This window comes from Streptomyces phaeolivaceus (assembly GCF_009184865.1).
GTDB classification, from domain to species: domain Bacteria; phylum Actinomycetota; class Actinomycetes; order Streptomycetales; family Streptomycetaceae; genus Streptomyces; species Streptomyces phaeolivaceus.
Genome location: NZ_CP045096.1, coordinates 3,999,494 through 4,024,066, shown reverse-complemented (window position 1 = coordinate 4,024,066; position 24,573 = coordinate 3,999,494). Strand labels below are relative to the sequence as shown.

20 protein-coding genes are annotated in these 24,573 nt (G+C 72.2%); 14 read left to right on the top strand and 6 right to left on the bottom strand.

Annotated elements, in window-relative coordinates; genetic code table 11:
• The first annotated feature begins 7 nt into the window (after window positions 1-7).
• Genes F9278_RS18810 through hutI form a run of 3 tightly spaced genes read left to right on the top strand, consistent with a single transcriptional unit; the run spans window position 8 to window position 3,920 of the window.
• Window positions 8-1,213 (top strand): allantoate amidohydrolase, encoded by a 1,206-nt coding sequence (locus tag F9278_RS18810; protein ID WP_152173947.1) that lies wholly within the window; start codon window positions 8-10, stop codon window positions 1,211-1,213.
• The gene (locus tag F9278_RS18805) at window positions 1,210-2,586 is read left to right on the top strand and encodes a formimidoylglutamate deiminase (RefSeq protein ID WP_152169403.1); all 1,377 of its coding nucleotides are present in this window, start codon (window positions 1,210-1,212) and stop codon (window positions 2,584-2,586) included. Before F9278_RS18810 ends, F9278_RS18805 begins: the two co-directional genes overlap by 4 nt.
• Window positions 2,583-3,920: an imidazolonepropionase gene (gene hutI / locus F9278_RS18800; protein WP_152169402.1), complete on the top strand. Its 1,338-nt coding sequence runs from the start codon at window positions 2,583-2,585 to the stop codon at window positions 3,918-3,920. The genes F9278_RS18805 and hutI overlap by 4 nt, the downstream gene beginning before the upstream one ends.
• A gap of 41 nt (window positions 3,921-3,961) precedes the next feature.
• On the opposite strand, the gene F9278_RS48480 is transcribed toward hutI, so the two are convergent.
• Together F9278_RS48480 and F9278_RS18785 are read right to left on the bottom strand one after the other, a co-directional pair.
• Window positions 3,962-6,832 (bottom strand): RICIN domain-containing protein, encoded by a 2,871-nt coding sequence (locus F9278_RS48480; RefSeq protein WP_319023110.1) that lies wholly within the window; start codon window positions 6,830-6,832, stop codon window positions 3,962-3,964.
• Between the two features lie 272 nt (window positions 6,833-7,104).
• Entirely contained in the window at window positions 7,105-8,019 is a 915-nt protein-coding gene (locus tag F9278_RS18785; protein ID WP_152169401.1) for an RNA polymerase sigma factor SigF, read from the bottom strand.
• Window positions 8,020-8,254: 235 nt separating this feature from the next.
• Between F9278_RS18785 and F9278_RS18780 the strand changes: the two genes are divergently transcribed.
• From F9278_RS18780 to F9278_RS18760, 4 genes are all read left to right on the top strand, one after another.
• A complete protein-coding gene (locus F9278_RS18780) occupies window positions 8,255-8,623 on the top strand; it encodes an STAS domain-containing protein (RefSeq protein ID WP_152169400.1) in 369 nt (122 codons plus the stop codon).
• A 357-nt stretch (window positions 8,624-8,980) separates the two neighbouring features.
• The gene (locus tag F9278_RS18775; RefSeq protein WP_152169399.1) at window positions 8,981-9,496 is read left to right on the top strand and encodes an ATP-binding protein; all 516 of its coding nucleotides are present in this window, start codon (window positions 8,981-8,983) and stop codon (window positions 9,494-9,496) included.
• Window positions 9,497-9,677: 181 nt separating this feature from the next.
• Window positions 9,678-10,409: an LPXTG cell wall anchor domain-containing protein gene (locus F9278_RS18770; RefSeq protein ID WP_152169398.1), complete on the top strand. Its 732-nt coding sequence runs from the start codon at window positions 9,678-9,680 to the stop codon at window positions 10,407-10,409.
• 202 nt (window positions 10,410-10,611) lie between these two features.
• The gene (locus F9278_RS18760) at window positions 10,612-11,733 is read left to right on the top strand and encodes a hypothetical protein (RefSeq protein WP_226967304.1); all 1,122 of its coding nucleotides are present in this window, start codon (window positions 10,612-10,614) and stop codon (window positions 11,731-11,733) included.
• Between the two features lie 71 nt (window positions 11,734-11,804).
• Here F9278_RS18760 and F9278_RS18750 read toward each other — a convergent pair whose 3' ends face one another.
• On the bottom strand, window positions 11,805-13,349 hold the full coding sequence (locus F9278_RS18750) for a peptide MFS transporter (RefSeq protein ID WP_152169396.1): 1,545 nt from the start codon (window positions 13,347-13,349) through the stop codon (window positions 11,805-11,807).
• A gap of 645 nt (window positions 13,350-13,994) precedes the next feature.
• Here F9278_RS18750 and F9278_RS18745 point away from each other — a divergent pair.
• Both F9278_RS18745 and F9278_RS18740 read left to right on the top strand, forming a co-directional pair.
• Window positions 13,995-14,672, top strand: coding sequence for a response regulator transcription factor (locus F9278_RS18745; RefSeq protein WP_028797028.1), 678 nt, complete (start codon window positions 13,995-13,997; stop codon window positions 14,670-14,672).
• Window positions 14,673-14,880: 208 nt separating this feature from the next.
• Window positions 14,881-16,149, top strand: a complete 1,269-nt coding sequence (locus F9278_RS18740) for an ATP-binding protein (RefSeq protein WP_152169395.1) — start codon at window positions 14,881-14,883, stop codon at window positions 16,147-16,149.
• 237 nt (window positions 16,150-16,386) lie between these two features.
• On the opposite strand, the gene F9278_RS18735 is transcribed toward F9278_RS18740, so the two are convergent.
• Complete coding sequence (locus F9278_RS18735; RefSeq protein ID WP_152169394.1) at window positions 16,387-16,965, bottom strand: GtrA family protein; 579 nt, start codon at window positions 16,963-16,965, stop codon at window positions 16,387-16,389.
• Window positions 16,966-17,192: 227 nt separating this feature from the next.
• Here F9278_RS18735 and F9278_RS18730 point away from each other — a divergent pair, with 227 nt between their 5' ends.
• From F9278_RS18730 to F9278_RS18710, 4 genes are all read left to right on the top strand, one after another.
• On the top strand, window positions 17,193-18,353 hold the full coding sequence (locus F9278_RS18730; protein WP_152169393.1) for a 5-(carboxyamino)imidazole ribonucleotide synthase: 1,161 nt from the start codon (window positions 17,193-17,195) through the stop codon (window positions 18,351-18,353).
• Window positions 18,350-18,874, top strand: coding sequence for a 5-(carboxyamino)imidazole ribonucleotide mutase (gene purE / locus F9278_RS18725; protein ID WP_152169392.1), 525 nt, complete (start codon window positions 18,350-18,352; stop codon window positions 18,872-18,874). Before F9278_RS18730 ends, purE begins: the two co-directional genes overlap by 4 nt.
• A gap of 144 nt (window positions 18,875-19,018) precedes the next feature.
• Window positions 19,019-20,206 (top strand): dipeptidase, encoded by a 1,188-nt coding sequence (locus F9278_RS18720; protein WP_152173945.1) that lies wholly within the window; start codon window positions 19,019-19,021, stop codon window positions 20,204-20,206.
• 184 nt (window positions 20,207-20,390) lie between these two features.
• Window positions 20,391-21,806 carry a dipeptidase gene (locus F9278_RS18710; protein WP_226966804.1) on the top strand — a complete coding sequence of 472 codons (1,416 nt, stop codon included), beginning with the start codon at window positions 20,391-20,393 and terminating at the stop codon, window positions 21,804-21,806.
• A gap of 224 nt (window positions 21,807-22,030) precedes the next feature.
• Here the strand turns inward: F9278_RS18710 and F9278_RS18705 are convergent, their stop codons facing one another.
• Window positions 22,031-22,393, bottom strand: coding sequence for a VOC family protein (locus F9278_RS18705; RefSeq protein WP_152169391.1), 363 nt, complete (start codon window positions 22,391-22,393; stop codon window positions 22,031-22,033).
• Between the two features lie 117 nt (window positions 22,394-22,510).
• On the opposite strand from F9278_RS18705, the gene F9278_RS18700 reads away from it, so the two are divergent.
• Complete coding sequence (locus F9278_RS18700; protein ID WP_152169390.1) at window positions 22,511-23,017, top strand: CGNR zinc finger domain-containing protein; 507 nt, start codon at window positions 22,511-22,513, stop codon at window positions 23,015-23,017.
• A gap of 135 nt (window positions 23,018-23,152) precedes the next feature.
• Here the strand turns inward: F9278_RS18700 and F9278_RS18695 are convergent, their stop codons facing one another.
• Window positions 23,153-24,496 carry a UDP-glucose dehydrogenase family protein gene (locus F9278_RS18695; RefSeq protein ID WP_152169389.1) on the bottom strand — a complete coding sequence of 448 codons (1,344 nt, stop codon included), beginning with the start codon at window positions 24,494-24,496 and terminating at the stop codon, window positions 23,153-23,155.
• Window positions 24,497-24,573 lie beyond the last annotated feature (77 nt).

Genomic DNA, 24,573 nt, shown 5'->3' with positions numbered 1-24,573 from the left:
CCACGAGATGTGGCGGGAGCTTCGGCCCATCGGGCGGGACTCCGGGTCCGGTGGGTATCGGCGGTTCGCGTGGACCGGGGCCGACGCCGAGTGCCGGGAGTGGTTCGAGGGGCAGGCCCGGGGGCGGGGGCTGGAGTACGAGGTCGACCGGAACGGGAACCAGTGGGCCTGGCTCGGGGACCCCGCCGCCGGGGACGCCGTCGTCACCGGGTCGCATCTGGACTCCGTGCCCGACGGCGGCGCCTTCGACGGCCCCCTTGGTGTCGTCTCGTCCTTCGCCGCGCTCGACGAACTGCGGGCCAGGGGCACACGGTTCGACAAGCCCTTCGGGATCGTCAACTTCGGTGACGAGGAAGGCGCCCGGTTCGGGCTGGCCTGCGTCGGGTCCCGGCTGGCCGCCGGGCAGCTGACCGTCGAACAGGCGGGGCGGCTGACCGACGGGGACGGGATCACGCTGCCGCGGGCGATGGAGGCCGCCGGGTACGACCCGGAGCGCATCGGACCGGACCCCGAGCGGCTCGCGCGGATCGGCGCGTTCGTCGAGTTGCATGTCGAGCAGGGGCGGGCCCTGGACCTGTCCGGGGACGCCGTCGGCATCGCCAGCGCCATCTGGCCGCACGGCCGGTGGCGGTTCGATTTCCGGGGCGAGGCCAACCACGCCGGGACGACCCGGCTCGTCGACCGCCGCGACCCCATGCTGTCGTACGCGGAGACCGTGCTCGCCGCCCGCCGCGAGGCACGGCTCGCCGGGGCCGTGGCCACCTTCGGCAAGATCTCCGTCGAACCGAACGGCGTCAACGCCATCCCCTCCCTCGTACGCGGCTGGCTCGACTCCCGCGCCGAGGACCAGGCGACCCTGGACACGGTCGTCGGCGCGATCGAGGAGGCGGCCCGCGACTACGCCCGCGAGCACGGCATCGAGCTGGACATCGTGCGCGAGTCCTTCACCCCCGTCGTCGAGTTCGAGCACGCGCTGCGGGACGAGATCGCGCGCATCCTGGGCCGGGACACGGCCGATCTGAAGGTGCCGGTGCTCGGCACCGGTGCCGGACACGACGCCGGGATCCTCTCCGGGACCGTCCCGACCGCCATGCTGTTCGTGCGCAACCCGACAGGCGTCTCGCACTCCCCGGCCGAGCACGCGGCCGAGGACGACTGCCTGGCCGGGGTGACCGCGCTCGCCGACGTACTGGAAGGGCTGGTCCGCAGGTGACGGAGACGACCTACTGGCTCGAACACGCCTGGCTCGGCACGAACGTCGAGCCCGGCGTGACCCTCACGGTGACCACCGACGGCTCGGGCGGCATCGACGGCTCGGGCGGCGGCGACGGCCGTATCACCGCCGTCCGCACCGAGACACCCACCCCGCCGCCGGGCGCGGTCGTCCTGCGCGGCCTCACCCTGCCCGGCCTCGCCAACGCCCACAGCCACGCCTTCCACCGGGCCCTGCGCGGCACGGTTCAGGTCGGCTCGGGGACTTTCTGGACCTGGCGCGAGGTCATGTACCGGGTGGCGGACCGGCTGACCCCGGACACCTACCACGCGCTCGCGCGGGCGGTGTACGCGGAGATGGCGCTGGCCGGAATCACGGCGGTGGGCGAGTTCCACTACGTCCACCACGCCCCGGGCGGCACCCCCTACGCCGACCCGAACGCCATGGGCGAGGCACTCATCGAGGCCGCCGCCGAGGCGGGCATCCGGATCACCCTCCTCGACACCGCCTACCTCTCCGCCGGCTTCGGCAAGGCACCCGACCGCCACCAGCTCCGCTTCTCCGACGGCACGGCGGAGGCCTGGGCGGAACGCTGTTCAGTTCTCAAGGACCGGGATCACGCGCGGATCGGTGCGGCCGTGCACTCCGTACGGGCCGTGCCGGCCGGGCAGTTGGCGACCGTGGCGCGATGGGCCGAGGAGCGGCGGGCCCCGCTGCATGTGCACCTGTCGGAGCAGACGGCGGAGAACGACGCCTGCCAGGAGGCCCACGGCCGCACGCCCACCCAGCTCCTCGCCGAACACGGCGTGCTGGGGCCCCGCACGACCGGCGTCCACAACACCCACCTCACCGACGAGGACATCGCCCTCCTCGGCGACAGCGGCACCGGCACCTGTATGTGCCCCACGACCGAACGGGACCTCGCCGACGGCATCGGACCGGCCGCCGCCCTGCAACGCGCGGGCTCCCCGCTCTCCCTCGGCTCCGACAGCCACGCCGTCATCGATCTGCTCGAAGAGGCGCGCGCGATGGAGCTGAACGAGCGGCTGCGCACCCGTACGCGCGGTCACTGGACGGCGGCGGCCCTCCTGCGGGCTGTCTCGGCCGACGGCCACGCGGCGCTCGGCTGGGACGAGGCGGGAGCCCTGGAGACGGGCGCGCTCGCCGACTTCACGACGATCGCGCTCGACTCGGTCAGGACAGCGGGGCCGCTTCCACGGCTCGGCGCGGAGACCGCGGTATTCGCCGCGTCGGCAGCGGACGTGTCGCACACGGTGGTGGGAGGTCGGCACGTCGTACGGGACGGGGCGCACGCGCTCGTACCGGATGTGCCGCGAGCTCTCGCGGACGCCGTCGCGGCGCTGCGCGGATGATCCCGGCCGGGCCGCTCCCGCGCCCGGCCCCTTCCCCGGCCCTCGATTCCGACCCGACCGCCGACCAAGCAACCAAGGACGCCATGAGCAGCCCGACGACCGTCAGCCCCGCCGACTCGGCGAGCACCGCGAGTACGCTCATCACCAACATCGCTGCCCTGGTCACCAACGACCCCTCCCTCGGATGGGGGTCCCCCCGCTCGAGCAAATTCGAGAGTGGGGGAGGTTCGCCCCTCGGACTGATCCAGGACGCGGCCGTCGTCATCGACGGTGAACGCATCGCGTGGACCGGTGATCAAAGCAAAGCACCCGCCACTGACAATCGGGTCGACGCCGGTGGCCGGGCGGTGCTCCCGGGCTTCGTGGACTCCCACTCCCACCTCGTCTTCGCGGGCGACCGCACGGCCGAGTTCAACGCCCGGATGTCCGGCCGGGCCTACAGCGCGGGCGGCATCCGTACGACCGTCGCCGCCACCCGCGCCGCCACCGACGAGGAACTGGAGGCCAACCTCACCCGTTACCTCCGCGAGGCCCTCCGCCAGGGCACGACCACCTTCGAGACGAAGTCCGGCTACGGCCTGACCGTCGAGGACGAGGCACGGGCGCTGCGCATCGCCGCCCGGCACACGGACGAGGTGACCTACCTCGGCGCCCACATCGTCTCCCCGGACCACGCCGAGGACCCCGCGGCGTACGTCGCCCTCGTCACCGGCGAGATGCTCGACGCCTGCGCCCCGTACGCCCGTTGGATCGACGTCTTCTGCGAGAAGGGCGCCTTCGACGGCGACCAGGCCCGCGCGATCCTCACGGCGGGCCGGGCCAAGGGCCTGCACCCGCGCATCCACGCCAACCAACTGTCGTACGGCCCCGGCGTCCAACTCGCCGTCGAACTGGACGCGGCCAGCGCGGACCACTGCACCCACCTCACCGACGCGGACGTGGACGCCCTGGCGAACAGCCGTACGGTCGCCACGCTCCTCCCCGGCGCCGAGTTCTCCACCCGCGCCCGGTGGCCGGACGCCCGCCGTCTTCTCGACGCGGGCGTGACCGTGGCCCTCTCCACGGACTGCAACCCGGGGTCGTCCTTCACCTCCTCCGTCCCCTTCTGCGTCGCGCTCGCCGTGCGGGACATGGGGATGACACCGGACGAGGCGGTCTGGTCGGCCACGGCCGGGGGCGCGCGGGCGCTCCGCCGCGAGGACATCGGCCGCCTCACGCCGGGCGCGTACGCCGACCTCGCGCTGCTGGACGCGCCCAGCCACGTCCATCTCGCCTACCGGCCGGGAGTGCCCCTGGTCACGGGCGTGTGGCGCAGGGGCGTACGGGTGGTCTGACCGGCGGTCCGGACGGTGTCGGTTGTCCCGGTACGGCGGCCTCAGGTGTGGACCGGGCCGGCGCCCGCCCGCCACCGCTGGCCGTCGCGTCCCGAGGCCTCGGCGAAGCTGACGGAACCGAGCGCGTCCGGGGTGACGGCGTGCCCCTGCGCGATCGCCGGGCGGATCATTCCCCGGGAGTCGACCTCGAACCTGAGGTTGTCGCCGTTGTCCCCCTCCAGCGAGTCGCAGTCCCAGATGCCCACGCCGTCGTCGGTCGCCCCTCGGCTGTCGAGGCACAGATCGGGGTCGGCGAACGACTGGAGGGCGTCCCGGCCGGAATCGACGCGCCAGCGCTGGGTGGCACGCGAGGAGCAGGTGGCCGTGACGACGTCGGTGCCCTTCTCCAACTCGCCCCGGATGTCCAGGCACAGCCCCGAGCCGACGTTCACCACCTGGGTGTAGGCACCGTTCAGCGGCGGCCCGTACGGCAGTTGGGGCGTCGGCGGGCCCGACTTCGACGGGGTCGGACCCGGGCTCCTCGTCGGCTTCTCCTGCTCCGGCGGCTCCGAGGGGCTCTCGCTCTCCGACGGGGTCGGGGACGGCGTCGGGCTCGACGGGACGGTCGGGGTCGCCGGTCCGGAGGGTGGGGCGGCGGGCGTCCCCACGGAACCGGCGTTGTCGTCGGACGACGACGAACCGACCGTGCCCGAGAACACGAGGAACGCCAGCAGCGGGGCCAAGGCCACGCCCAGGGCGACCGAGGTGAGCACGAGCCGCCGCGCCGGCGACCAACCGCCCCCGGGCTTCGGCCCGGCCGCCCTGTCGTCATCCCCGGCCGCCGCCCAGCCCCCGGCGCCCTCACCCACACCGACAGCCGCCCCGGCTGCGGCCCTGGCCGCCCTCTTGGACCTGGCCTTGCGCCCAGGCGTGTCCGCCGAGTCGGCGACGGTACCGACCGCCGCCTCCGCCCCGGCTCCGACACCGGCGGCCATGCCGACCGGGGCCCCGGCGCCGGGACCTTCCCACGCCTCTGCCCCGGTCCCGGGACCTCCCCATGCTTCAGCCCCGGCGAAGACATCACCCCCGGGCTTGGCCCTCGCCCCATCCGCCGGTCGGTCCCAGCCGGAGGCATCGGAGCCGGGCCCACGCTCACGGTTTTGGCCGCGCCCGGATTCGAAGCCGACGCCGACGCGGGAACCGCCACCGAAGTCGGCGCCGCCGCGGAAGTTGGGGCCGCCGTCGAAGCTGGGGCCACTGCCTGGGTTGGAATCGAAGCCGGAGTCGGAGCCGAAGCCGACATCGGGGCCGGCCCCGGGGCCCGTGCCGCTGACGCCGAAGTTGATGTCTGCGCCGGTACCAGAGCCGGTTCCCGAACCGGGGCCTAGACCAGAGCCGGAACCGGCTCCGCCGCCGAACCCGGAACCGATGCCGGTGCCGGTGCGAGCGCCGGAATCGGTGCCCGTGCCAAGCCCGGTGCCAGGGCTGGAACCAGAGCCGCTGCCAGAGCCAGAACCAACGCCTGAGCCGGCGCTGACGCCCGCGCCCGCGCCGGAGCCGGAGCCGGAGCCGGAGCCGGAGTCGACACCCGCACCAGAGCCGCCGCCTGCGCCTGCGCCTGCGCCAGAGCCGGAATCGGCACCCGCACCGGACTTGCCACCAGCACCGGAGTCGGCACCGGCACCGAAGCCGTCACCTGCGCCGCCCCCAGCCCCGCCATCACTACCCGCGCCGGCCCCCGCACCGGAGCCGACGCCGGCCCCGCCCCCGAGGCCCGATTCCGCCCATGCCTCGGCCGCGGCGGCGGTCGCTGCCGCCGCTCCCGCCCAACCGCCCGCTCTGGAACCCGCCCACGGTCGCCCCGGCTGGGGGCGCCCCGGCCCGGTGCCGGACTCCGGCTCGGCGCAGTCCTCCGAAGCGCCCGCGCCCGCACCCGCACCGGCCACGCCGCCACCGTGCCCGCCGGCTCCGCCGTACCGTCCGCCGTCCCACGCCCCCGTACCGTCAGAGGCCGCCCCCGCGCCGTCCCGCGTGCCGCCGCGGTCCCACGCGGTCGCACCGCTGCGCGCCGCGCTCACGCCCCGCGTGTACGCCGTACCGCCCCACGGCAGCAGCCCCTCCGCGAGGGTCGTACGCGGGCTGTCGCGCAGGGCGCACAGCTCCTCGTACGCGCCGGCGCAGTGCACGCAGTGCTCCATGTGGGCCCGCAGATCGGTGCTGTGGCGCGGGTTGTCCGGGCGTACCGACTCCTCGATCAGCCGGCGGAAGTCCTGGCAGCGCGGGTCGTCGGAGGCGGCGAGGCGCGCTCTGAGACAGGCCTGGCGCAGGGCGTGCACCGCCGCCTCCCGCTTGTACGTCACGTCGTCGGCGGTGAGACCGAGCAGCACGGCCGTACGGTCGTCCGGTTCCTCCTCCACGGCGCCGTACCAGACGAGGCCCTGCGGACGCGGCGGCAGGGACTGGAACGCCGCGAGCATCGGTGGGACGGGGCCGTCGGGGCCCGCCGCGTCCAGCACGGGCCGCAGGGCGGCGGCGAGGCCGGTCGCGTGCCCGTCGGTCGTCCAGGTGGCGGCCACCCGGACGGTCAGCAGAAGCAGCTGGTGGCGCCAGGGGACGGTCGGCTCGACGCCGCGTGCCGTCTCCTTGGTGGCCATGGTGAACGCCTGCGTCGCCAGCTCCCGTGCCGAGGACTCGCTCGCGCCGCACAGCCGGGCGTAGGCGAGGACCGAGGGGCGGTGGCGTTCGCGCAACTCGCGCAGGGCGGTGTACGCGACGGGCGTATCGGCGCGTAACAGCGTGGTGAGCCGTGCGTCGGACGCGTTCGCGTGCCGGTGCTCGGCCCCCTCGTCGGGGCGTGCGCCCGGCGCGCCGGTGTCCTGCTGGGCCTCATGGCTGTCGTCGCCACCGGGGCGCTCGTCCCGAGCCCGAGTCATCCTCGTGCCTCCTCGCACCCCCGTGTCCGCCCGTCGGCTTCTGGCATACCGAACAGTCTGGCGCGTGACCATAGTGACGGAAGGTGAACCGGAGGGAAGGGGTTTCTTGCGGTAAGGGGGCGAGATGCGTGGCGGGCCGGGAACAGTTCGGCCGGGTACGTCAGGAGTGTCGCAACTCCCGCCGCACCCGGCCGACTTCTCGCAGGTCTTCTCGCAGGTTTTCTCGCACGCGTTCGTTCACGTCCCGCGCGCCGCCCGGAGCGCGCCCGCGCTCACTCCTCCAGCGTCAGCCCCTTGCGCAGCCGTACCAGCGTGCGGGACAGCAGCCGGGAGACATGCATCTGGGAGATGCCCAGTTCGTCCCCGATCTCGGACTGCGTCATATTGGCCACGAACCGCAGGGACAGGATCTGCCGGTCGCGCGGCGGCAGTTCGGCGATCAGCGGCTTCAGGGACTCGACGTACTCGATGCCTTCGAGCCCGTGGTCCTCGTAGCCGATCCGGTCCGCCAGCGCGCCCTCGGAGTCGTCCTCCTCGGGCTGGGCGTCCAGCGACGAGGCGGTGTACGCGTTCGACGCCGCCATGCCCTCGACGACCTCGTCGTTCGTCAGCCCGAGGCGCTCCGCCAGCTCTCCCACCGTGGGCGCGCGGTCGAACTTCTGCGCGAGTTCGTCACCGGCCTTGGCCAGATCGAGCCGCAGCTCCTGAAGCCGGCGCGGCACCCGCACGGACCAGCTCGTGTCACGGAAGAAACGCTTGATCTCCCCGACGATGGTCGGCATCGCGAACGTGGGGAACTCGACGCCCCGGCTCAGTTCGAAGCGGTCGATCGCCTTGATCAGGCCGATCGTGCCGACCTGGATGATGTCCTCCATGGGTTCGCTGCGCGAGCGGAACCGGGAGGCGGCGAACTTCACCAGGGCCAGGTTGAGTTCGACCAAGGTGTTGCGGACGTACGAGTACTCGTACGTGCCTTCCTCAAGGGACTCCAGCCGCTCGAAGAGCGTCTTGGACAGCGCCCGAGCGTCCACCGGTCCCACCTCGTCGAAGGGGGGGATCTCCGGCAGGTCGGCGAGCGCGTCGCCCGGATCGTGGGCGAGGTCGTCCTGCGTCTCTTCCGGGGCGGATGCCGACGTCGCCCTCTGGGGATGCGATGCGTCGAGCCGGGGTGACATGATGTCCTCCATCGTTCTCGGCATATGGCCGCCGATGCCAATACGTGCACTGCGGTGTGCGGCGCCTCCGAGGCCGGCCGTGTCGATTGGTGTCAGTACTAGCCCTACCCGGTTTCACGACGTCGTCGCAAGTGCGTACTGTGGCGAAATGTCCCTTTTTGAGGGGTTGTTCGGGTGTCGGGGAGTGTGGAGAAGGCGTAGTGTTCGAGGGCGAGTCAGCAGCCACGACGGTCGGGAGAGAGACGGCATGGACCGTGGAACGGTCGGCAGCGCACAGTCGGGCCGACTACGGGTCGAGGTGCGGGAAGAGGGCTCCAGCGCCGTCGTGACCCCGGCGGGTGAGCTCGATCACCACACCGCCGATCTGTTGCGTGAGCCACTCGAAAGCTGTCTGGACAAGGGGTTCATCCGCCTGGTGGTGGACTGCTCGGGCCTGGAGTTCTGCGACTCCACCGGGCTGAACGTCCTGCTGGGCGTCCGGCTCGGGGCGGAGGCGGCGGGCGGCGGCGTCCATCTCGCGGGAATGCTCCCGGCGGTGGCGCGGGTCTTCGAGATCACCGGCGCCGACGCGGTGTTCACCGTCCACGACACCCTTGACGCGGCCCTGGGCGACTAGGGCCGCCGGCCGGGGTGCCGTCGGCCCGGGGCGTCGGGCCGGTTCCCCGCGTTCGAGGGCCGTCCCGGTCGTACCGTCCCGACCGGCGGGTTCTTCGCGTCACAACTTCTGTGCCGAAAACGTGGGTGTTCTGACGGTTCGCTCGGGCAGGAGACATCCTGAACGTGTCGGGGACGGGGACGTGTCGGCGGTGACCCGGAGACGGTTCGGCAGCGGCTCGGCAGCACGGCGAGGTGTGACGGAAGTACGGATGGCGCAACGGATGACAGCTGAAAACGGTACGTACCGCGGGCCTTCGTCCCGCACCCTTGATGAGTCCTGAATCGTGAACCGGTGAATCGGTGAGGTGAAGCGCTGATGAGCACCACCCGGCCTTTCTCGCCGGGCGACCGCGGCCCGGAACCGGGTGCCGGCGGCGCTTCCGGGGTGCCCGGCGGAGACCCGCCCGAGGCCCCCGCCGCGAGCCGTCGGTCCCGACGCCTCGGCTTCGACGGCGAGAGCGGGGTGGTGCCGCTCGCCCGCGACTTCACCCGTCAGGCGCTGTACGACTGGGGGTGGCTGCCCGCCGCCACCGCCGACCGGCGCGCGGCGGCCGAGGACGTACTGCTGGTGGTGTCCGAGCTGGTCACCAACGCGTGTCTGCACGCCGGGGGCCCCGCCGAGCTGCGGATCGGCTGCGACAACAAGGTGCTGCGGATCGAGGTGTCCGACCGGGGGACCGGCAATCCGGCGCCCCGGACGCCGCATCGGGCCGGGCGCCCGGGTGGGCACGGCATGTTCATCGTGCAACGGCTGTGCCTGGACTGGGGGGTCGTACGGGCTCCCGGGGCGGCCGGGAAGACGGTGTGGGCCGAGCTGGGGGCACCTGCCTGAGCACCGTGGGGGCACCTGCCTGAGCACCGTGGGGGCACCGCACGTCGGCGGCCACGGGACCGTGACGGCCGCCGCCCGAGAGGCGAGCCTCGTTCATCGACACACATCCGACACTTGCGTGTGTCTTCCTTCTCCAAGGGCCCCGGCGTACCTTGAGCCGCCGATCTGATGTTCCGTCAGAATGTGGGGTGCCGAGGTGTCGTACCGGACGTACCAGAAACGAACCGCCGCGCTCGCGTCCCTCGCGGCCCTGGCCGGCTCGGCGGTGCTGATGGCCGCCCCGGTGGCCCATGCCGAGGTCGTGGACGTCGAGTACAACTGCAAGACCCCGATCGGGGACAAGTCCGCCGTGTCGCCGATCGACATCAAGGGCGTCGAGAGCGGCGACAACTACAGGATCACGATGTCCTGGCAGAAGGGCGTCTCGTCGAGCCCGGTCGAACTGGGCAAGGGCGCGATGACGCCGAGCGCCACCATCGAGCTGGGCGGGGCCGACAGCGGCACGCTCAAGGTGACGGGGTCGGCCAACGAAGAGGCGATCCCGGCCAACACACCGATCAAGATCAATGACCTGAGCGGCATCTACAGCCCGAAGAAGACCGGCAAGGTCGACTTCACCGCGGGCGTCCTCACCATCGAGGCCCTCGGCACGGTGACGACCTGCACACCGGGCAACGACCCCGGCCCGTCGCTGACGCTCGACGTCACCGCCGCGGGCGGCAGTTCCGGCGGTACGGGGGGCGGGTCGGACTCCGGCGGCACGGGCGGTACGGGCGGTACGGGCGGGGAGCTGCCGCAGACCGGGCCCCTGGACTCGGCGGTCGCGCTCGGCACGCTCGGTGGCACGGTGCTGCTCGCGGGGACGGCCGGGGTGCTGTGGGTGACACGCAGGAACCAGGCGGTACGTCGCTGACGGGAGCCGGGACGTGATCAAGGGGCGGCGGATTCCGGTGTCGTACACGCGGCGGGCGCCGCGGAGGCCGTGGGGGCGGTGGCGGAGGCGGTGGTGGCCGTGGAAGCCGGCGCCGCTGCTCGCTCGCCTCGCTGGCGTCGCCCGCGTCGTGCCCGGCGCGCTCGTCGTATTCGCCGTGCTCGGCGTGTGCGTCGCGGCGCCGGTGGGGCCCTTCGAAGGCGGGCGCGCGCAGGCGTACGCCCCGGCGCGGGCGGCGGCGGACGGGCCGACCGTGAAGCTGTCCGCGCGGGAGGCGGGGACCGGTGGTTCGGTCACCGTGACCGGGGACGGCTGGCGCCCGAAGGCGATCCTGATGGTGCTGATCTGCGGTCAGGCCGATCCGGCGCGGGGTGTGCCCGGCGGCACCGACACCTGCGCCAACGCCGACGGGCGGGCCGTGACCGCCGACGAAGAGGGCGGCTTCCGGCGGGAGTTGCCGGTGGCGGAGCCGCCGGTGCCGTGTCCGTGCGTCGTGCACGTCTCCACCATCACGGGCCCGAAGGCGGCGGCGGACGCGGCCTTCGAGGTGGCCGGGCACTCGGTGGAGCCGTTGCCGAGGGACGCGTCCGGCGGACGGCTGTCCCTCCTGACGGACGGCCGGCTGACCGGCTCCAGCGGGCTGTTGACCTGGTTCGGGGCGCCGCCCGCACGCGAACTGGTCTTCACCGTCGGCAACGTCGGCACCTCCCCGGTGAAGAACCCCGTGTTCCAGGTCGGCACCTCCCACGGTGTGTTCGCGCCGGAGTGGGAGGAGCAGCAGTGGCGCGGCACGGTCCGGCCGGGCGGCGAGGCCCGCGTCACCCTGTCCGTGGAACTCGCGGCCGGGGCCCACGGCGACTACACCGTCTCCCTCACGTACGGCGGCAAGGTCCTCGCCGAACAGCCGTGGACCGTGGGCCGCCCCTGGGGCGTCACCCTCTTCTGGCTGATGCTCTGCCTGGTCGTCCCGGCCGCGCTGTTCCGCCTCGGCATGACGGCGGTGGACCGCGCCCGCCCCGGACGAACACCCCCCGACACGAGACGACGCGAACCCCGCCTCCCCGCACGCCCCGCCTGGCTCCCGGGCCCACGCCCCACGACAGCCGCCCACGCCCAGCCCCGCACCCCACCGCCCCAACCCGGCACGACATCACCCCTGCCGTGGTTCGCACCGGACACGGACACGGACACGGACACGGACACGGATGCGGACACGGATGCGGACACGGATGCGGATGCGGATGCGGATGCGGGGGCGTCGCGGGCCGCGCGGGTGTCCTCGTCGCAGGAGGACGCGTCCACGTGAGGGACGGGGAAGGGCCGCCGCACCCGGAGGTGCGGCGGCCCTTCCCATGAACCGTCAGGTGTCGGCCGGTCTCAGTTGACGTCGCCCGTCAGGGCCCTGACCTTCCTGCGGTACATGTAGATCGCGAAGCCGGCGAGGACGGCGAGCCCGGCCTCGACGGCGACCATGCCGGTGCCGCTGAGGTCGAAGCCGCCGACGGCCGGGTTGGAGAGCAGGCCGGTGACGGAGTCGCCCGCGGTGACCGCGAGGAACCACACGCCCATCATCTGGCTGGCGTACTTGGCCGGGGCCATCTTCGTCGTCACCGACAGGCCGACCGGGGAGAGGCACAGCTCACCGACGGTCTGGATGAAGTAGATGCCCACCAGCCACATCGGGCTGGCCAGGTTGCCGTCCGCCGCCAGGCCCAGCGGGATCAGGAAGAAGAAGAACGAGACACCGATGAGCACCAGGGCCATCGCGAACTTCACGGCCGTGCCGGGCTCCCTGCCCTGGCGGTTCAGCCACAGCCAGAGCCAGGCGAAGACCGGGGCCAGCGCCATGATGAACAGCGGGTTCAGCGACTGGTACCAGGAGGTCGGGAACTCGAAGCCGAGCAGTGAGCCGGCCACCTTCTGGTCGTTCGAGCCGAACGCCTGGACCGTGGACGCGCCCTGGTCGTAGATCATCCAGAACACGGCCGCCGCGACGAAGAACCAGATGTAGCCGGTCATCCTCGACTGCTCGGCGGTGGTCAGCTCCTTGTCGCGCTTGATGCGCAGCAGCACACCGGCGGGGACGATCAGGCCGATGACGGTCAGCGGGATCATCGCCCAGTTCAGGGTGAAGTGGCCGCTGAGGCCCACCGCGCCGTAGAAGACGGCCGCGGCGGCCAGCCAGAGCAGGCCCTTGCGCAGCCAGGAGGCGCGCTCCTCGGCCGCCAGCGGCTTGGGGACGACATCGCTCCGCGGGCTCAGGTCCCGGCTGCCGGCGAGGAACGCGGCGAGACCGATGGCCATACCGACCGCGGCCAGACCGAAGCCGAGGTGCCAGTTGACCTCCTGGCCGACGGTGCCGATGGCCAGCGGGGCGAAGAAGGCACCCGCGTTGATGCCCATGTAGAAGATCGTGAAGCCGCCGTCGCGCCGCGGGTCACCGGGGCCGTCGTACAGGTGGCCCACCATCGTGGAGATGTTGGCCTTCAGCAGACCGGAGCCGGCCGCGACCAGCGCGAGGCCCGCGAAGAACGGTGCCTGACCGCCCGGCAGGGCGAGCACCAGATGCCCGCACATGATCGTGACCGCCGCTATGGCCACCGTCTTGCGGGGGCCCCAGACACGGTCGCCGAGCCAGCCGCCGGGCATCGCGAGCAGGTACACCATCGCCGAGTAGACGGCGACGATCGTGGTGGTGGTGGCCAGGTCCATGGCCAGACCGCCGCCCATGCTCCCCTGGCCGGCGTCGGGGCCGCCGGAGAGCAGATAGACGGTGAGGAGGGCCTTCATGCCGTAGTAGGAGAATCGTTCCCACATCTCGGTCATGAAGAGAGTGGCCAGTCCGCGGGGGTGGCCGAAGAAGGTGCGTTCGGGGTCGGGGGTTCCCCGGCCGGCCGAGTCCTTCGTCAGGCTGGACGCCATGGTCGTTCCTTGCAGGTCGGGACGGCGTCGTGGGGGCGCGCGCCCGGTGGAGGGGCGGCCGGCACCGGCCGGCCGGAACGCCCACCCCACGCCCACGGGGATTCCGCCCCGGGTCGCGGGACGGCGGACGGCGACCACCGGGATCCACGCCCCTCTACGCGCGTCATCGCGTCATCGCGTCGACGCGTCCGCGTGTTCGGGGCCCGGCCACAGGTCATTACGCACAGAAAAGAGACCTTCAGCGCGGATGTGCCGCCAAAAGGTCCCCACGTGTTGCTACAGGCGTTCCGTCACCATACGTCAGAAGGCTGCGGGAAAAGGAAGGGCTTGAGAGCCGGATCACAGGTAAGAACGCAACCATGAGTGCACATTCGAAGGTCATACAGGGGTTCGTGGCGCGGAGATACGGGGCGTGACCGCACGCGGCGCGACGCGGCGGCGGCATGTTCACGGGATCGGCGCGCGATCCGCACCGAAGCCGGGCACCGCCTCCACGCACATGCCGTGGATCTTCACCGGGGAGGGACGAAACGCCCGCCGCAGTGGATCATGCCCCGGGGAAGTAAGAGAACCGTTGGACAAAGGTGTGAATCACGCTTGCCGATCACCCTCCACCTGCGGTTCTCCTCGGACTACCATCACCCCATGACCCGTGTACTGCTCGCCGAGGACGACGCGTCCATCTCGGAGCCGTTGGCTCGCGCACTGCGCCGGGAAGGGTACGAGGTGGAGGTCCGCGAGGACGGCCCCACCGCGCTGGACGCCGGAATGCAGGGTGGCGTCGACCTGGTCGTCCTGGACCTGGGGCTGCCCGGCATGGACGGCCTGGAGGTGGCCCGCCGGCTGCGCGCCGAGGGCCACACCGTGCCGATCCTCATCCTGACCGCGCGCGCCGACGAGGTGGACACCGTCGTGGGCCTCGACGCGGGCGCCGACGACTACGTCACCAAGCCCTTCCGGCTCGCCGAGTTGCTCGCCCGTGTCCGGGCGCTGCTGCGGCGCGGCGCCGCGGAGCCGGCGCAGCCGCCCGCCACCCACGGGGTGCGGATCGACGTCGAGTCGCACCGGGCGTGGATGGGGGACGAGGAACTCCAGCTCACCGCCAAGGAGTTCGACCTGCTGCGGGTGCTCGTGCGGGACGCGGGGCGGGTCGTCACCCGGGACCAGCTGATGCGCGAGGTCTGGGACACGACGTGGTGGTCCTCGACGAAGACCCTCGACATGCACATCTCCTGGCTGCGGAAGAAGCTCGGCGACGACGCGGCGAATCCCCGGTACATCGCGACGGTGCGGGGGGTCGGGTTCCGGTTCGAGAAGAACTGATCCCTGCCGGGTGGGGGTGAGTCGGGCGCCCCAGGGGGTGTGGGCTGTGTGGCGGCCGCAGGTGGGTGGTGGCTGGTCGCGCCCACGCGGCGGAGCCGGATGTCGATACAGCCCCGCGCCCCTGAGAAGCCGGGCCGAGGCCCGACTGTCCCGCACGGCAGAGGCACACTTGTCCACGTAAACACCCCGCCCCGCCCGGAGGGCAACCGTGCGTCGCCGTCTCATTCAGTCCACCCTCGCCGTGGTCCTCGTCGTCATCGCGGTCTTCGGTGTCTCCCTCGTCATCGTCGAGACCCGCACGATCAGCAACAGCGCCCAGGAACGCGTGGAGTCCGAGGCGGTCCAGCTGACGAGCATCGTGGACAGCCGCATCATCGGCGACGAACGGATCACCGCGGAGGTCCTCCGGGACCAGGTCGGCGACGAGCGGTACGCGCGTATCGAGATCCCTGGTCAGAGCACGATCGAGATCGGCGAGAAGCCCGTCGGCGACGTCATCCGCCATGAGGCCAAGGGTGAGAAGGACGAGGTCGTCACCGTCGAGGAGTCCCGCTCGGCGGTCAGCCGGGAGGTCGGCCGTACGCTGCTGATCATCGCGGCGGTCGCGCTGCTCGCCGTCATCGCCGCCGTCCTCCTCGCGGTACGCCAGGCCAACCGCCTCGCCTCCCCCCTCACCGACCTCGCCGAGACCGCCGAACGGCTCGGCTCCGGCGACCCGCGCCCCCGGCACAAGCGGTACGGCGTCCCCGAGCTGGACCGGGTCGCGGATGTGCTGGACTCCTCCGCCGAACGCATCGGCCGCATGCTGACCGCCGAGCGGCGCCTCGCGGCCGACGCCTCCCACCAGCTGCGTACGCCGCTGACCGCGCTGTCGATGCGGCTGGAGGAGATCACCCTCACCGACGACCTCGCCACGGTGAAGGAGGAGGCGCACATCGCGCTCACCCAGGTCGAGCGGCTCACGGACGTCGTGGAACGGCTCCTCACCAACTCCCGCGACCCCCGCAACGGCTCGGCGGTCTCCTTCGAACTCGACGAGGTCATCAAGCAGCAGCTGGAGGAGTGGCGGCCGGCCTACCGCAGCGCCGGGCGGGCCGTGGTCAGCTCGGGCAAGCGGCACCTTCAGGCGGTGGGTACGCCGGGGGCGGTCGCGCAGGTGCTGGCCGCGCTGATCGAGAACTCGCTGATGCACGGCGGGGGCACGGTGGCGCTGCGGACGCGGGTCACCGGGAACCAGGCGGTGATCGAGGTCACCGACGAGGGGCCCGGCGTTCCCGCCGACCTCGGGGCACGGATCTTCGAGCGGGCGATCAGCGGGCGCAACTCGACGGGCATCGGGCTGGCCGTGGCGCGGGACCTCGCGGAGGCGGACGGGGGGCGGCTGGAGATGCTCCAGGCGCAGCCGCCGGTGTTCGGGCTGTTCCTGTCACGGACCCCGGTACGGACGCCGTCCGGCGACGACCGGCCGGTGCGGTAGGCACGCCGGCGCTCACTTGGCACTCGGCGGCGGTGCGAGGGGGTTCGCGGATGCGCGGTGGCTCCGGCGCGCAGGACGGCGACCGCGGCGCCCAAGACGGTGGCTCCGGCGCGCAGGACGGCGACCGCGGCCCGGTGGGGCTTCTCGCGCAGTTCCCCGCGCCCCTGAAAAGCCGGGGCTGCGCCCCTTGCTTTTCCAAGGCCCCTCCAAGGCCCCTCCAAGGCCCCTCCAGGCCCTCTACGCCCTGCTGTTCGGTCGCTTCCCTGCACCGCCGGTGAGGGCGGGTGGGTGGGCGGCTCCCGCTTCGAGGAAGGATTCGGCGCTGGCCACCGCCTCGCGGGCCGGGAGGGCTCGGAAGACCCAGGTGCGGTAGGACCAGAAACGGAAGAGGGTGGCGACGCCGATGCCGAGGAACTTGAAGACGTTGGACTGCAGCGGGCTGTCCCAGCCGAAGCCGTACGTGGCGGTGTAGAGGACGCCGTTCTCGATCACGAGGCCGACCGCGCTGAACAGCAGGAAGAGCGAGAGTTCCTTCGTACGGCCGCTCTTGTCGCGGTCCCGGTACGTGAAGTAGCGGAACCCGACGTAGTTGAACGCGATGGCGACGACCGTGGCTATGACGCTGGCCCGGACGACCTGCAGATCGGTGGTGTGCCGCATCAGGTTGAATACCGCGAGGTTCACCAGGAGCCCCGCCCCGCCCACCGCGCCGAACTTGGCGACCTCCCGTACGAGCAGGTCGAGCCGGCGACGCAGGGCGCCGCGGGGCCTCGTATCAGGACGCTTCGTCGCGGGCCCCGAGCTGGTACTTCCCATCGTGTGCGGCCCCGTCGGTCGGTGAAATGAGGAGATCCGAATCGATCTGTGGTGATCTTCGGTCGAAATCCACTGGTTCAGCCATGCTAACCAGCGCCCCTGGGCAATGCCTGTGCGGAAGCTCACAGCCGGGATACGGGAGAGGCCCGGGGGCGGTCCAGGGGGGAAATGGGCGGGGAAATCGGGCACCCGGGAGTGGCCGATTCCGTGGCCGATACCCTGGGGTCGTGACGTTCCCGGTAGTCGGCATGGTCGGCGGTGGCCAGCTCGCTCGTATGACACACGAGGCGGGCATCCCGCTCGGCATCAGGTTCAAGCTCCTCAGTGACACCCCTCAGGATTCCGCGGCGCAGGTCGTCGGTGATGTCGTCATCGGCGACTACCGCGACCTGGACACGCTGCGTGCGTTCGCGCAGGGCTGCGACGTGATCACCTTCGATCACGAACATGTACCCACCGAGCATCTACGGGCACTGGAGGCGGACGGCATCCCCGTCCGCCCCGGCCCGGACGCGCTCCAGCACGCCCAGGACAAGGGGGTGATGCGCGCCCGGCTCGACGCGATCGGTGTGCCGTGCCCACGGCATCGCATCGTCGCGGACCCCGACGACGTGGCCGCCTTCGCCGCCGAGGGACTCCCCGAGGGCGCCGAGGGCGATGGGTTTCCGGTCATCCTCAAGACGGTCCGCGGCGGCTACGACGGCAAGGGCGTCTGGGTCGTCCGGTCGGTCGAGGACGCCGCCGAGCCCTTCCGCGCCGGCGTGCCCGTCCTCGCCGAGGAGAAGGTCGACTTCGTACGGGAGCTGGCCGCGAACGTCGTACGGTCGCCGCACGGCCAGGCCGTCGCGTACCCGGTCGTGGAGTCGCGGCAGGTGAACGGCGTCTGCGACACCGTCATCGCGCCCGCCCCCGACCTCGACCCGGCCCTCGCGCTGCGCGCCGAGGAGATGGCCCTGAGCATCGCCAAGGAGCTGGACGTCGTCGGCCACCTCGCCGTCGAGCTGTTCCAGACCCGCGACGGCCGCGTCCTCGTCAACGAGCTGGCCATGCGCCCCCACAACTCCGGCCACTGGAGCCAGGACGGCGCGATCACCAGCCAGTTCGCCAACCATGTCCGGGCCGTCCTCGACCTCCCGCTCGGCGACCCGCGCCCGCGCGCGAGGTGGACCGTCATGGTCAACGTCCTCGGCGGCGACTACCCGGACATGTACTCCGCGTATCTGCACTGCATGGCCCGCGACCCGCAGCTCAAGATCCACATGTACGGCAAGGACGTGAAGCCCGGTCGTAAGGTCGGACACGTCAACACCTACGGCGACGACCTCGACGACGTGCTGGAGCGCGCCCGTCACGCCGCCGGTTACCTGAGAGGCACGATCACCGAATGAGCCCCGTCGTAGGCATCGTCATGGGGTCGGACTCCGACTGGCCCGTCATGGAGGCCGCCGCACAGGCCCTCGACGAGTTCGAGATCGCGTACGAGGTCGATGTCGTCTCCGCGCACCGGATGCCGCGCGAGATGGTCGCGTACGGCGAGGAGGCCGCGGGCCGGGGACTCAAGGTGATCATCGCGGGCGCGGGTGGCGCCGCCCATCTGCCGGGCATGCTCGCGTCCGTGACCCCGCTGCCGGTCATCGGTGTGCCCGTGCCGCTGAAGTACCTCGACGGCATGGACTCCCTGCTGTCGATCGTGCAGATGCCGGCCGGCGTGCCCGTCGCCACGGTCTCCGTCGCCGGGGCCCGTAACGCCGGTCTGCTGGCCGCCCGCATCCTGGCCACGCACGACGAGGAACTCCTCGGCCGGATGCGGGAGTTCCAGCAGGAGCTGAACGACCAGGCCACCGAGAAGGGCAAGCGCCTGCGCGCCAAGGTCGAGGGCGCGGGCGACGGCTTCGGTTTCGGGAAGTAGACCCGGCGACGACGGGCGGACAAGGGCAGGGCGACGGGCAGACAGGGCAGACAGGGCAGACAGGGCAGACGGGGCAGACATGGCGGATATCGCGGACATCGCGGAATGACCGGGATCACGGGGGATATGAGTATGGGCATGGACATGGCATCGCTGGAGGCGGCCCGGGAGCTGCTGCGGGAGTTCCCGGTCGCGGACGGGCACAACGATCTGCCCTGGGCGCTGCGCGAGCAGGTCCGCTACGACCTGGACGCGCGGGACATCGCCATCGACCAGAGCGCCTTCCTCCACACCGACCTGGCGCGGCTGCGCGCGGGCGGGGTCGGGGCGCAGTTCTGGTCGGTGTACGTGCCCTCGGACAGCGCGTTCCTGCCGGGCGCCGTACCCGCGACCCTCGAACAGATCGACTGCGTACGGCAGTTGATCGACCGTTACCCGGCGGAGCTGCGGGCCGCGCTGACCGCCGCCGACATGGAGGCGGCCCGTGCCGAGGGCCGGGTCGCCTCGCTGATGGGCGCCGAGGGCGGCCACTCCATCGACAACAGCCTCGCCACCCTGCGGGCGCTGTACGCGCTCGGCGTCCGCTATATGACGCTCACCCACAACGACAACATCGCCTGGGCCGACTCCGCCACGGACAAGGAGGCGGTCGGCGGGCTGTCCGCCTTCGGCCGGGCGGTCGTGCGGGAGATGAACCGCGAGGGCATGCTCGTCGACCTCTCGCATGTCGCCGCGACGACGATGCGCGACGCGCTGGACACGTCCGTCGCCCCGGTGATCTTCTCCCACTCCTCGGCACGGGCCGTCTGCGACCACCCCCGCAACATCCCGGACGACGTCCTCGAACGCCTCCCGGCCAACGGGGGAGTGGCGATGGTGACGTTCGTACCGAAGTTCGTGCTCCAGGCCGCCGTGGACTGGACGGCCGCAGCCGACGAGAACATGCGGGCCCACGGACTGCACCACCTCGACACCACCCCCGAGGGGATGGCGGTCCACCGCGCCTTCGAGGAGCGCAGCCCGCGCCCGGTCGCCACGGTGTCCACGGTCGCGGACCATCTCGACCACATGCGCGAGGTCGCCGGTGTCGACCACCTCGGCATCGGCGGCGACTACGACGGCACGGCCTTCACCCCGGACGGCCTGGGCGACGTCTCCTGCTACCCGAACCTGATCGCCGAGCTGCTCGACCGCGGCTGGTCCCGGACCGACCTGGCCAAGCTGACCTGGCGCAACGCGGTCCGGGTGCTGGGCGCGGCGGAGGACGTGGCCCGGGATCTGCGGGCCCGCACGGGCCCGTCCAACGCGACACTGGCTCAGCTGGACGGGTGACACCGGGCGCCGCCCGGATCGGTGCCCGGACCGCCGCCTGTACGCCGTCCGGGCATCACCCGGGTGGCGTACGGCGGCCCCGTCGCGGCCGTACAACCCGAACGCCCCACCCCGCAGGAAGGCGGGCGGCCTCCGTGCCACGGTGACGAGTACTGCGATCACCCAACGGCTACGGAGGTCCGCCATGGCAGATCTGCAGGACGAACTGCAGGCCACCGGGGAGGCCGGCGAACTCGACACGCCCCCCACCCCCACCAAGCCCAAGCCCAAACGGGACCGACGCCCACCGGCACCGGAGCCGATAGCCCCCGGCGGCCAGGACGCTCCCGGCCGACCTGAGGACGGCCGACCTGAGGACGGTCGACCTGAGGACGGCCGACCTGAGGACGGCAGGTCCGAGGACGGCCGTGCCGAAGGCGAAGGTGAAGGCGGCGGAGCGGTCGGTGACCGGGCCGGTGGCGGTCGGCGACTCCGCGGCGGTCGTGCCGTAGCCACCAGTACCGCCCCGGCCTCCACCACCGACGCCTCCGAGGCCGTCGCCACGTTCGGGGCCGTCACCGAGCCCGAGGCGGCCGACCCCTCTTCGGAGCCCTCCTCCGAGCTGGCCGACGCGCACGCCTTCCTCGCCGCGCACCCCGTCGCCGACGGGTACAGCGGGCTGCCGTGGGTGCTGCGGCAGTTGCCCCGGTTCGACCTGGAGCTGGGCGGGGGCGGGGTCGACACCGATGTGCCGCGGATGCGCAAGGGCCATATCGGCGCGCTGTTCTGGTCGCTGCACCTGCCGGAGGGGCTGGAGGGCGAGCGGGCCGTCGGCGCCACGCTGGAGCAGCTGGACCTGGTCCGGACGGTCGTCCACGCCCACCCCGAGGGCCTGCGGCTGACGCACAGCGCGGGGGAGACCACCGACGCCCGCAACTGCGGCCGTGTCGCCGTGCTCCTCGGCCCCGCCGGAGCCCCCGCGATCGGCGACTCCCTCGGCATCCTGCGCGCCCTGCACGCGCTCGGCCTCAAGGCGCTGACCCTCACGGGCGCGTCCTGGGCGGGCGAGTCCGGGCTGAGCAGGTTCGGCGAGGAGGTGGTCCGCGAGATGAACCGCATCGGCGTCCTCGCCGACCTCTCCGGTGCCTCCGAGCAGACCGTCCGCCGGGCGCTCGAGGTCTCCCGCGCGCCGGTCGTGTGCACCCGCTCGGCGGCCGGCGCCCTGCGCGCCCACCCCGCCAACCTCGCCGACGACCTCCTCGCCGCGCTGGGCGAGGCCCGAGGCCTGTGCATGGTGCCGCTCACCGCCGAGCAGACCGGCCCCTCGATCCGCGATGTCGCCGACCACCTCGACCATGTCCGCGCGATCGCCGGCCCCGAGTGCGTCGGCCTCTCCGGCACCTACGACTCCGGTGCCGCCCACCCGAGGGACCTCACCGACGCCTCCTGCTACCCCCACCTCGTCGCCGAACTCATGCACCGAGGCTGGTCCGAACCAGACCTCGCCCTCCTCACCTGGGGCAACGTCCAACGAGTCCTCCGCACCGCCGACTTCACGGCCAGAGCGGCGAAGGACCGCCGAGAGGCCTCGACGGCGAGCATCACGGAGCTGGACGGCTGACGGGGGCCGCGCCCGTCAGGGGTGCGGGGAACTGCGCGACCAGCCACATTCGACCCGCGGTCGCTCAGCTCCCCGCACCCCCTCCCTCTACCGCGAAATCAGCGACTCTGCTGCGCAATTCGGCTGAGCAGCAGGGACCCGCTGGGAAAGCCGCACCGGCCACCGCGTCATCGCAGGTCTCGGTCCGGGCGGCGGAGGCTCCCTGGAATTGCGCAGCAGAGTCATCAGCCTCGGCAAAGACAGAACGGATGCCCCGCCGGATCCGCGTACACCCGCCACCCCCGCTCACGATCCGCCGCGTCCAGCACCGTCGCCCCCAGCGCCAGCACCTCCTTCTCCGCCGCGTCCATGTCCTCCACGTAGAGATCGAGATGGAACTGCTGCGACCGCTCCGCCGAGGGCCACTCGGGCGCCACGAACCCCGGCGCCCGCTGGAACGCCAGCCGCGCACCCCCGCCCGGCACCTCCAGGTCCACCCAGTCCCCCTCCCCGCTCGCCTTCCCGCCGACCACCTCGGCATAGAACCCGGAGAGCGCGGCCGGATCGGGACAGTCCAGAACGACGACGTTCAGCTTGGCGATGGCCATGGCCTTCTCCTTGCTCGTTCCTGCTCACGTGACCTCGGTCACCCGTGCGGTTACCTATAGGGAAGGGTAACCAGTAACGGTTACCTCATGCATTCCCATAAGAGGTAACGTCGTCGCATGAGTGAGAGAGCGTCCGCCCCCGGCGGCCTGGCCCTCGTCGAGAGCCTGGTGAACACGCTGGACCTGGAGTCGGGTGCCGACGCCCTGGAGACCCCGGAGGGCCGCGCCCGCCTGGACCTGACGGACGGCGAGGACCTGACGGACGTACGCGATCTGCGGGAGTCCCTGCGCGCGACCCTGCTGGCCCACGCCGGTCACCCACCGCACGGCCCGGTGACCCCGCTCGGTGAACTGCTGGCCGCCGCACCCCTTGTCGTCGCGGTCTCCACCGAGGACGGCTCCGCGACCCTGCGCCCCGCCGCCGACCCGGCCCCCCTGCTCTCCCGCGTGGCCGCCGCCGTCGCCGAGGCCCTCACGGCGGGCACCTGGCAGCGCCTCAAGGCCTGCGAGGCCCCCGACTGCCATTGGGCGTACTACGACCGCAGCCCGGCCGGCCGGGGCCGCTGGTGCTCGATGCAGGTGTGCGGCGCCCGCGCGAAGATGCGCCGATACCGAGCGAAGTAAGCGCTTCGCCCCCGCCGGGCGCCGGAACGGTGGAGAATAGGGAAAGACGCCGTTCCGGCCGACTGAGCCTCGGCCGGAACGGCGTCACCCCGCGCTGTCCCGCACGAAGCCACGGCGTCCGCCGCGGCCGTGGCGTTACGCCGTCGGCCGCCCCATCGCCCGGTACGTCCAGCCCGCCCGCCGCCACAGCTCCGGGTCCAGCGCGTTACGGCCGTCGAGCACGAGCCGCGTCGACGCCACCTCGCCGAGCGCCGCCGGGTCCAGCTCGCGGAACTCGCTCCACTCCGTCAGATGCAGCACGATGTCGGCGCCCCGTACGGCCGCGAGCGCGGACTCCGCGTACCCGAGCGTCGGGAAGAGCCGCCGGGCGTTGTCCATGCCCTTGGGGTCGTAGACGGTGACCTGGCCGCCCTGGAGGTGGATCTGCCCGGCCACGTTGAGGGCGGGGGAGTCGCGTACGTCGTCGGAGTCGGGCTTGAAGGTGGCGCCCAGCACCGCGACCCGCTTGCCGAGGAAGGAGCCGCCGCCCAGCGCCTGCCGGGCCAGCTCCACCATCTGACCGCGCTGGCGCATGTTGATGGAGTCGATCTCACGCAGGAACGTCAGCGCCTGGTCGGCGCCCAGCTCACCGGCGCGCGCCATGAACGCCCGGATGTCCTTCGGCAGACAGCCGCCGCCGAAGCCGATCCCCGCCCGCAGGAACTTCCTGCCGATCCGGTCGTCGTACCCGATGGCCTCCGCCAGCTTGGCGACATCGCCCCCGGCGGCCTCGCACACCTCTGCCATGGCGTTGATGAAGGAGATCTTGGTGGCCAGGAAGGAGTTCGCGGACGTCTTCACCAGTTCGGCGGTCGGGAAGTCGGTGAGCACGAACGGCGAGCCCTCGCCGACCGGCGTCGCGTACACCTCGCGCAGCAGCTTCTCGGCGCGCTCGCTGCGCACCCCCACCACGATCCGGTCCGGGTGCAGCGTGTCGTTCACCGCGAAGCCCTCGCGCAGGAACTCCGGGTTCCAGGCCAGCTCGGCGTCCTCCCCGGCGGGCGCGTGCTCGGCGAGATAGGCGGCCAGCCGGTCCGCCGAACCGACCGGCACGGTCGACTTGCCCACCACCAGCGCCGGGCCCGTCAGATGCGGGGCGAGCGAGGCGAAGGCCGCGTCGACGTAACTCATGTCGCAGGCGTACTCGCCGTGCCGCTGCGGGGTGTTCACACAGACGAAGTGGACATCGCCGAACGCCGCGACCTCGGCGTAGTCGGTCGTGAAGCGCAGCCGCCCGCTGGACCCCTCGATCCCGGCGACATGCCTACGCAGCAACTCCTCAAGACCCGGCTCGTACATGGGGACCTCGCCCCGCCGGAGCATGTCGATCTTCTCTTCGACGACATCGAGCCCGAGCACCTCGAACCCCAGCTCGGCCATGGCCGCGGCGTGCGTCGCGCCGAGATAGCCGGTGCCGATCACGGTGATCTTGAGGGCCATGGGTGTGCTCCTGGGATGTCCGGCCGTGGGGGGTGCGCGCCCGCACAGTCAGTGCCAGTCGATGCGCGGGCGTGCCC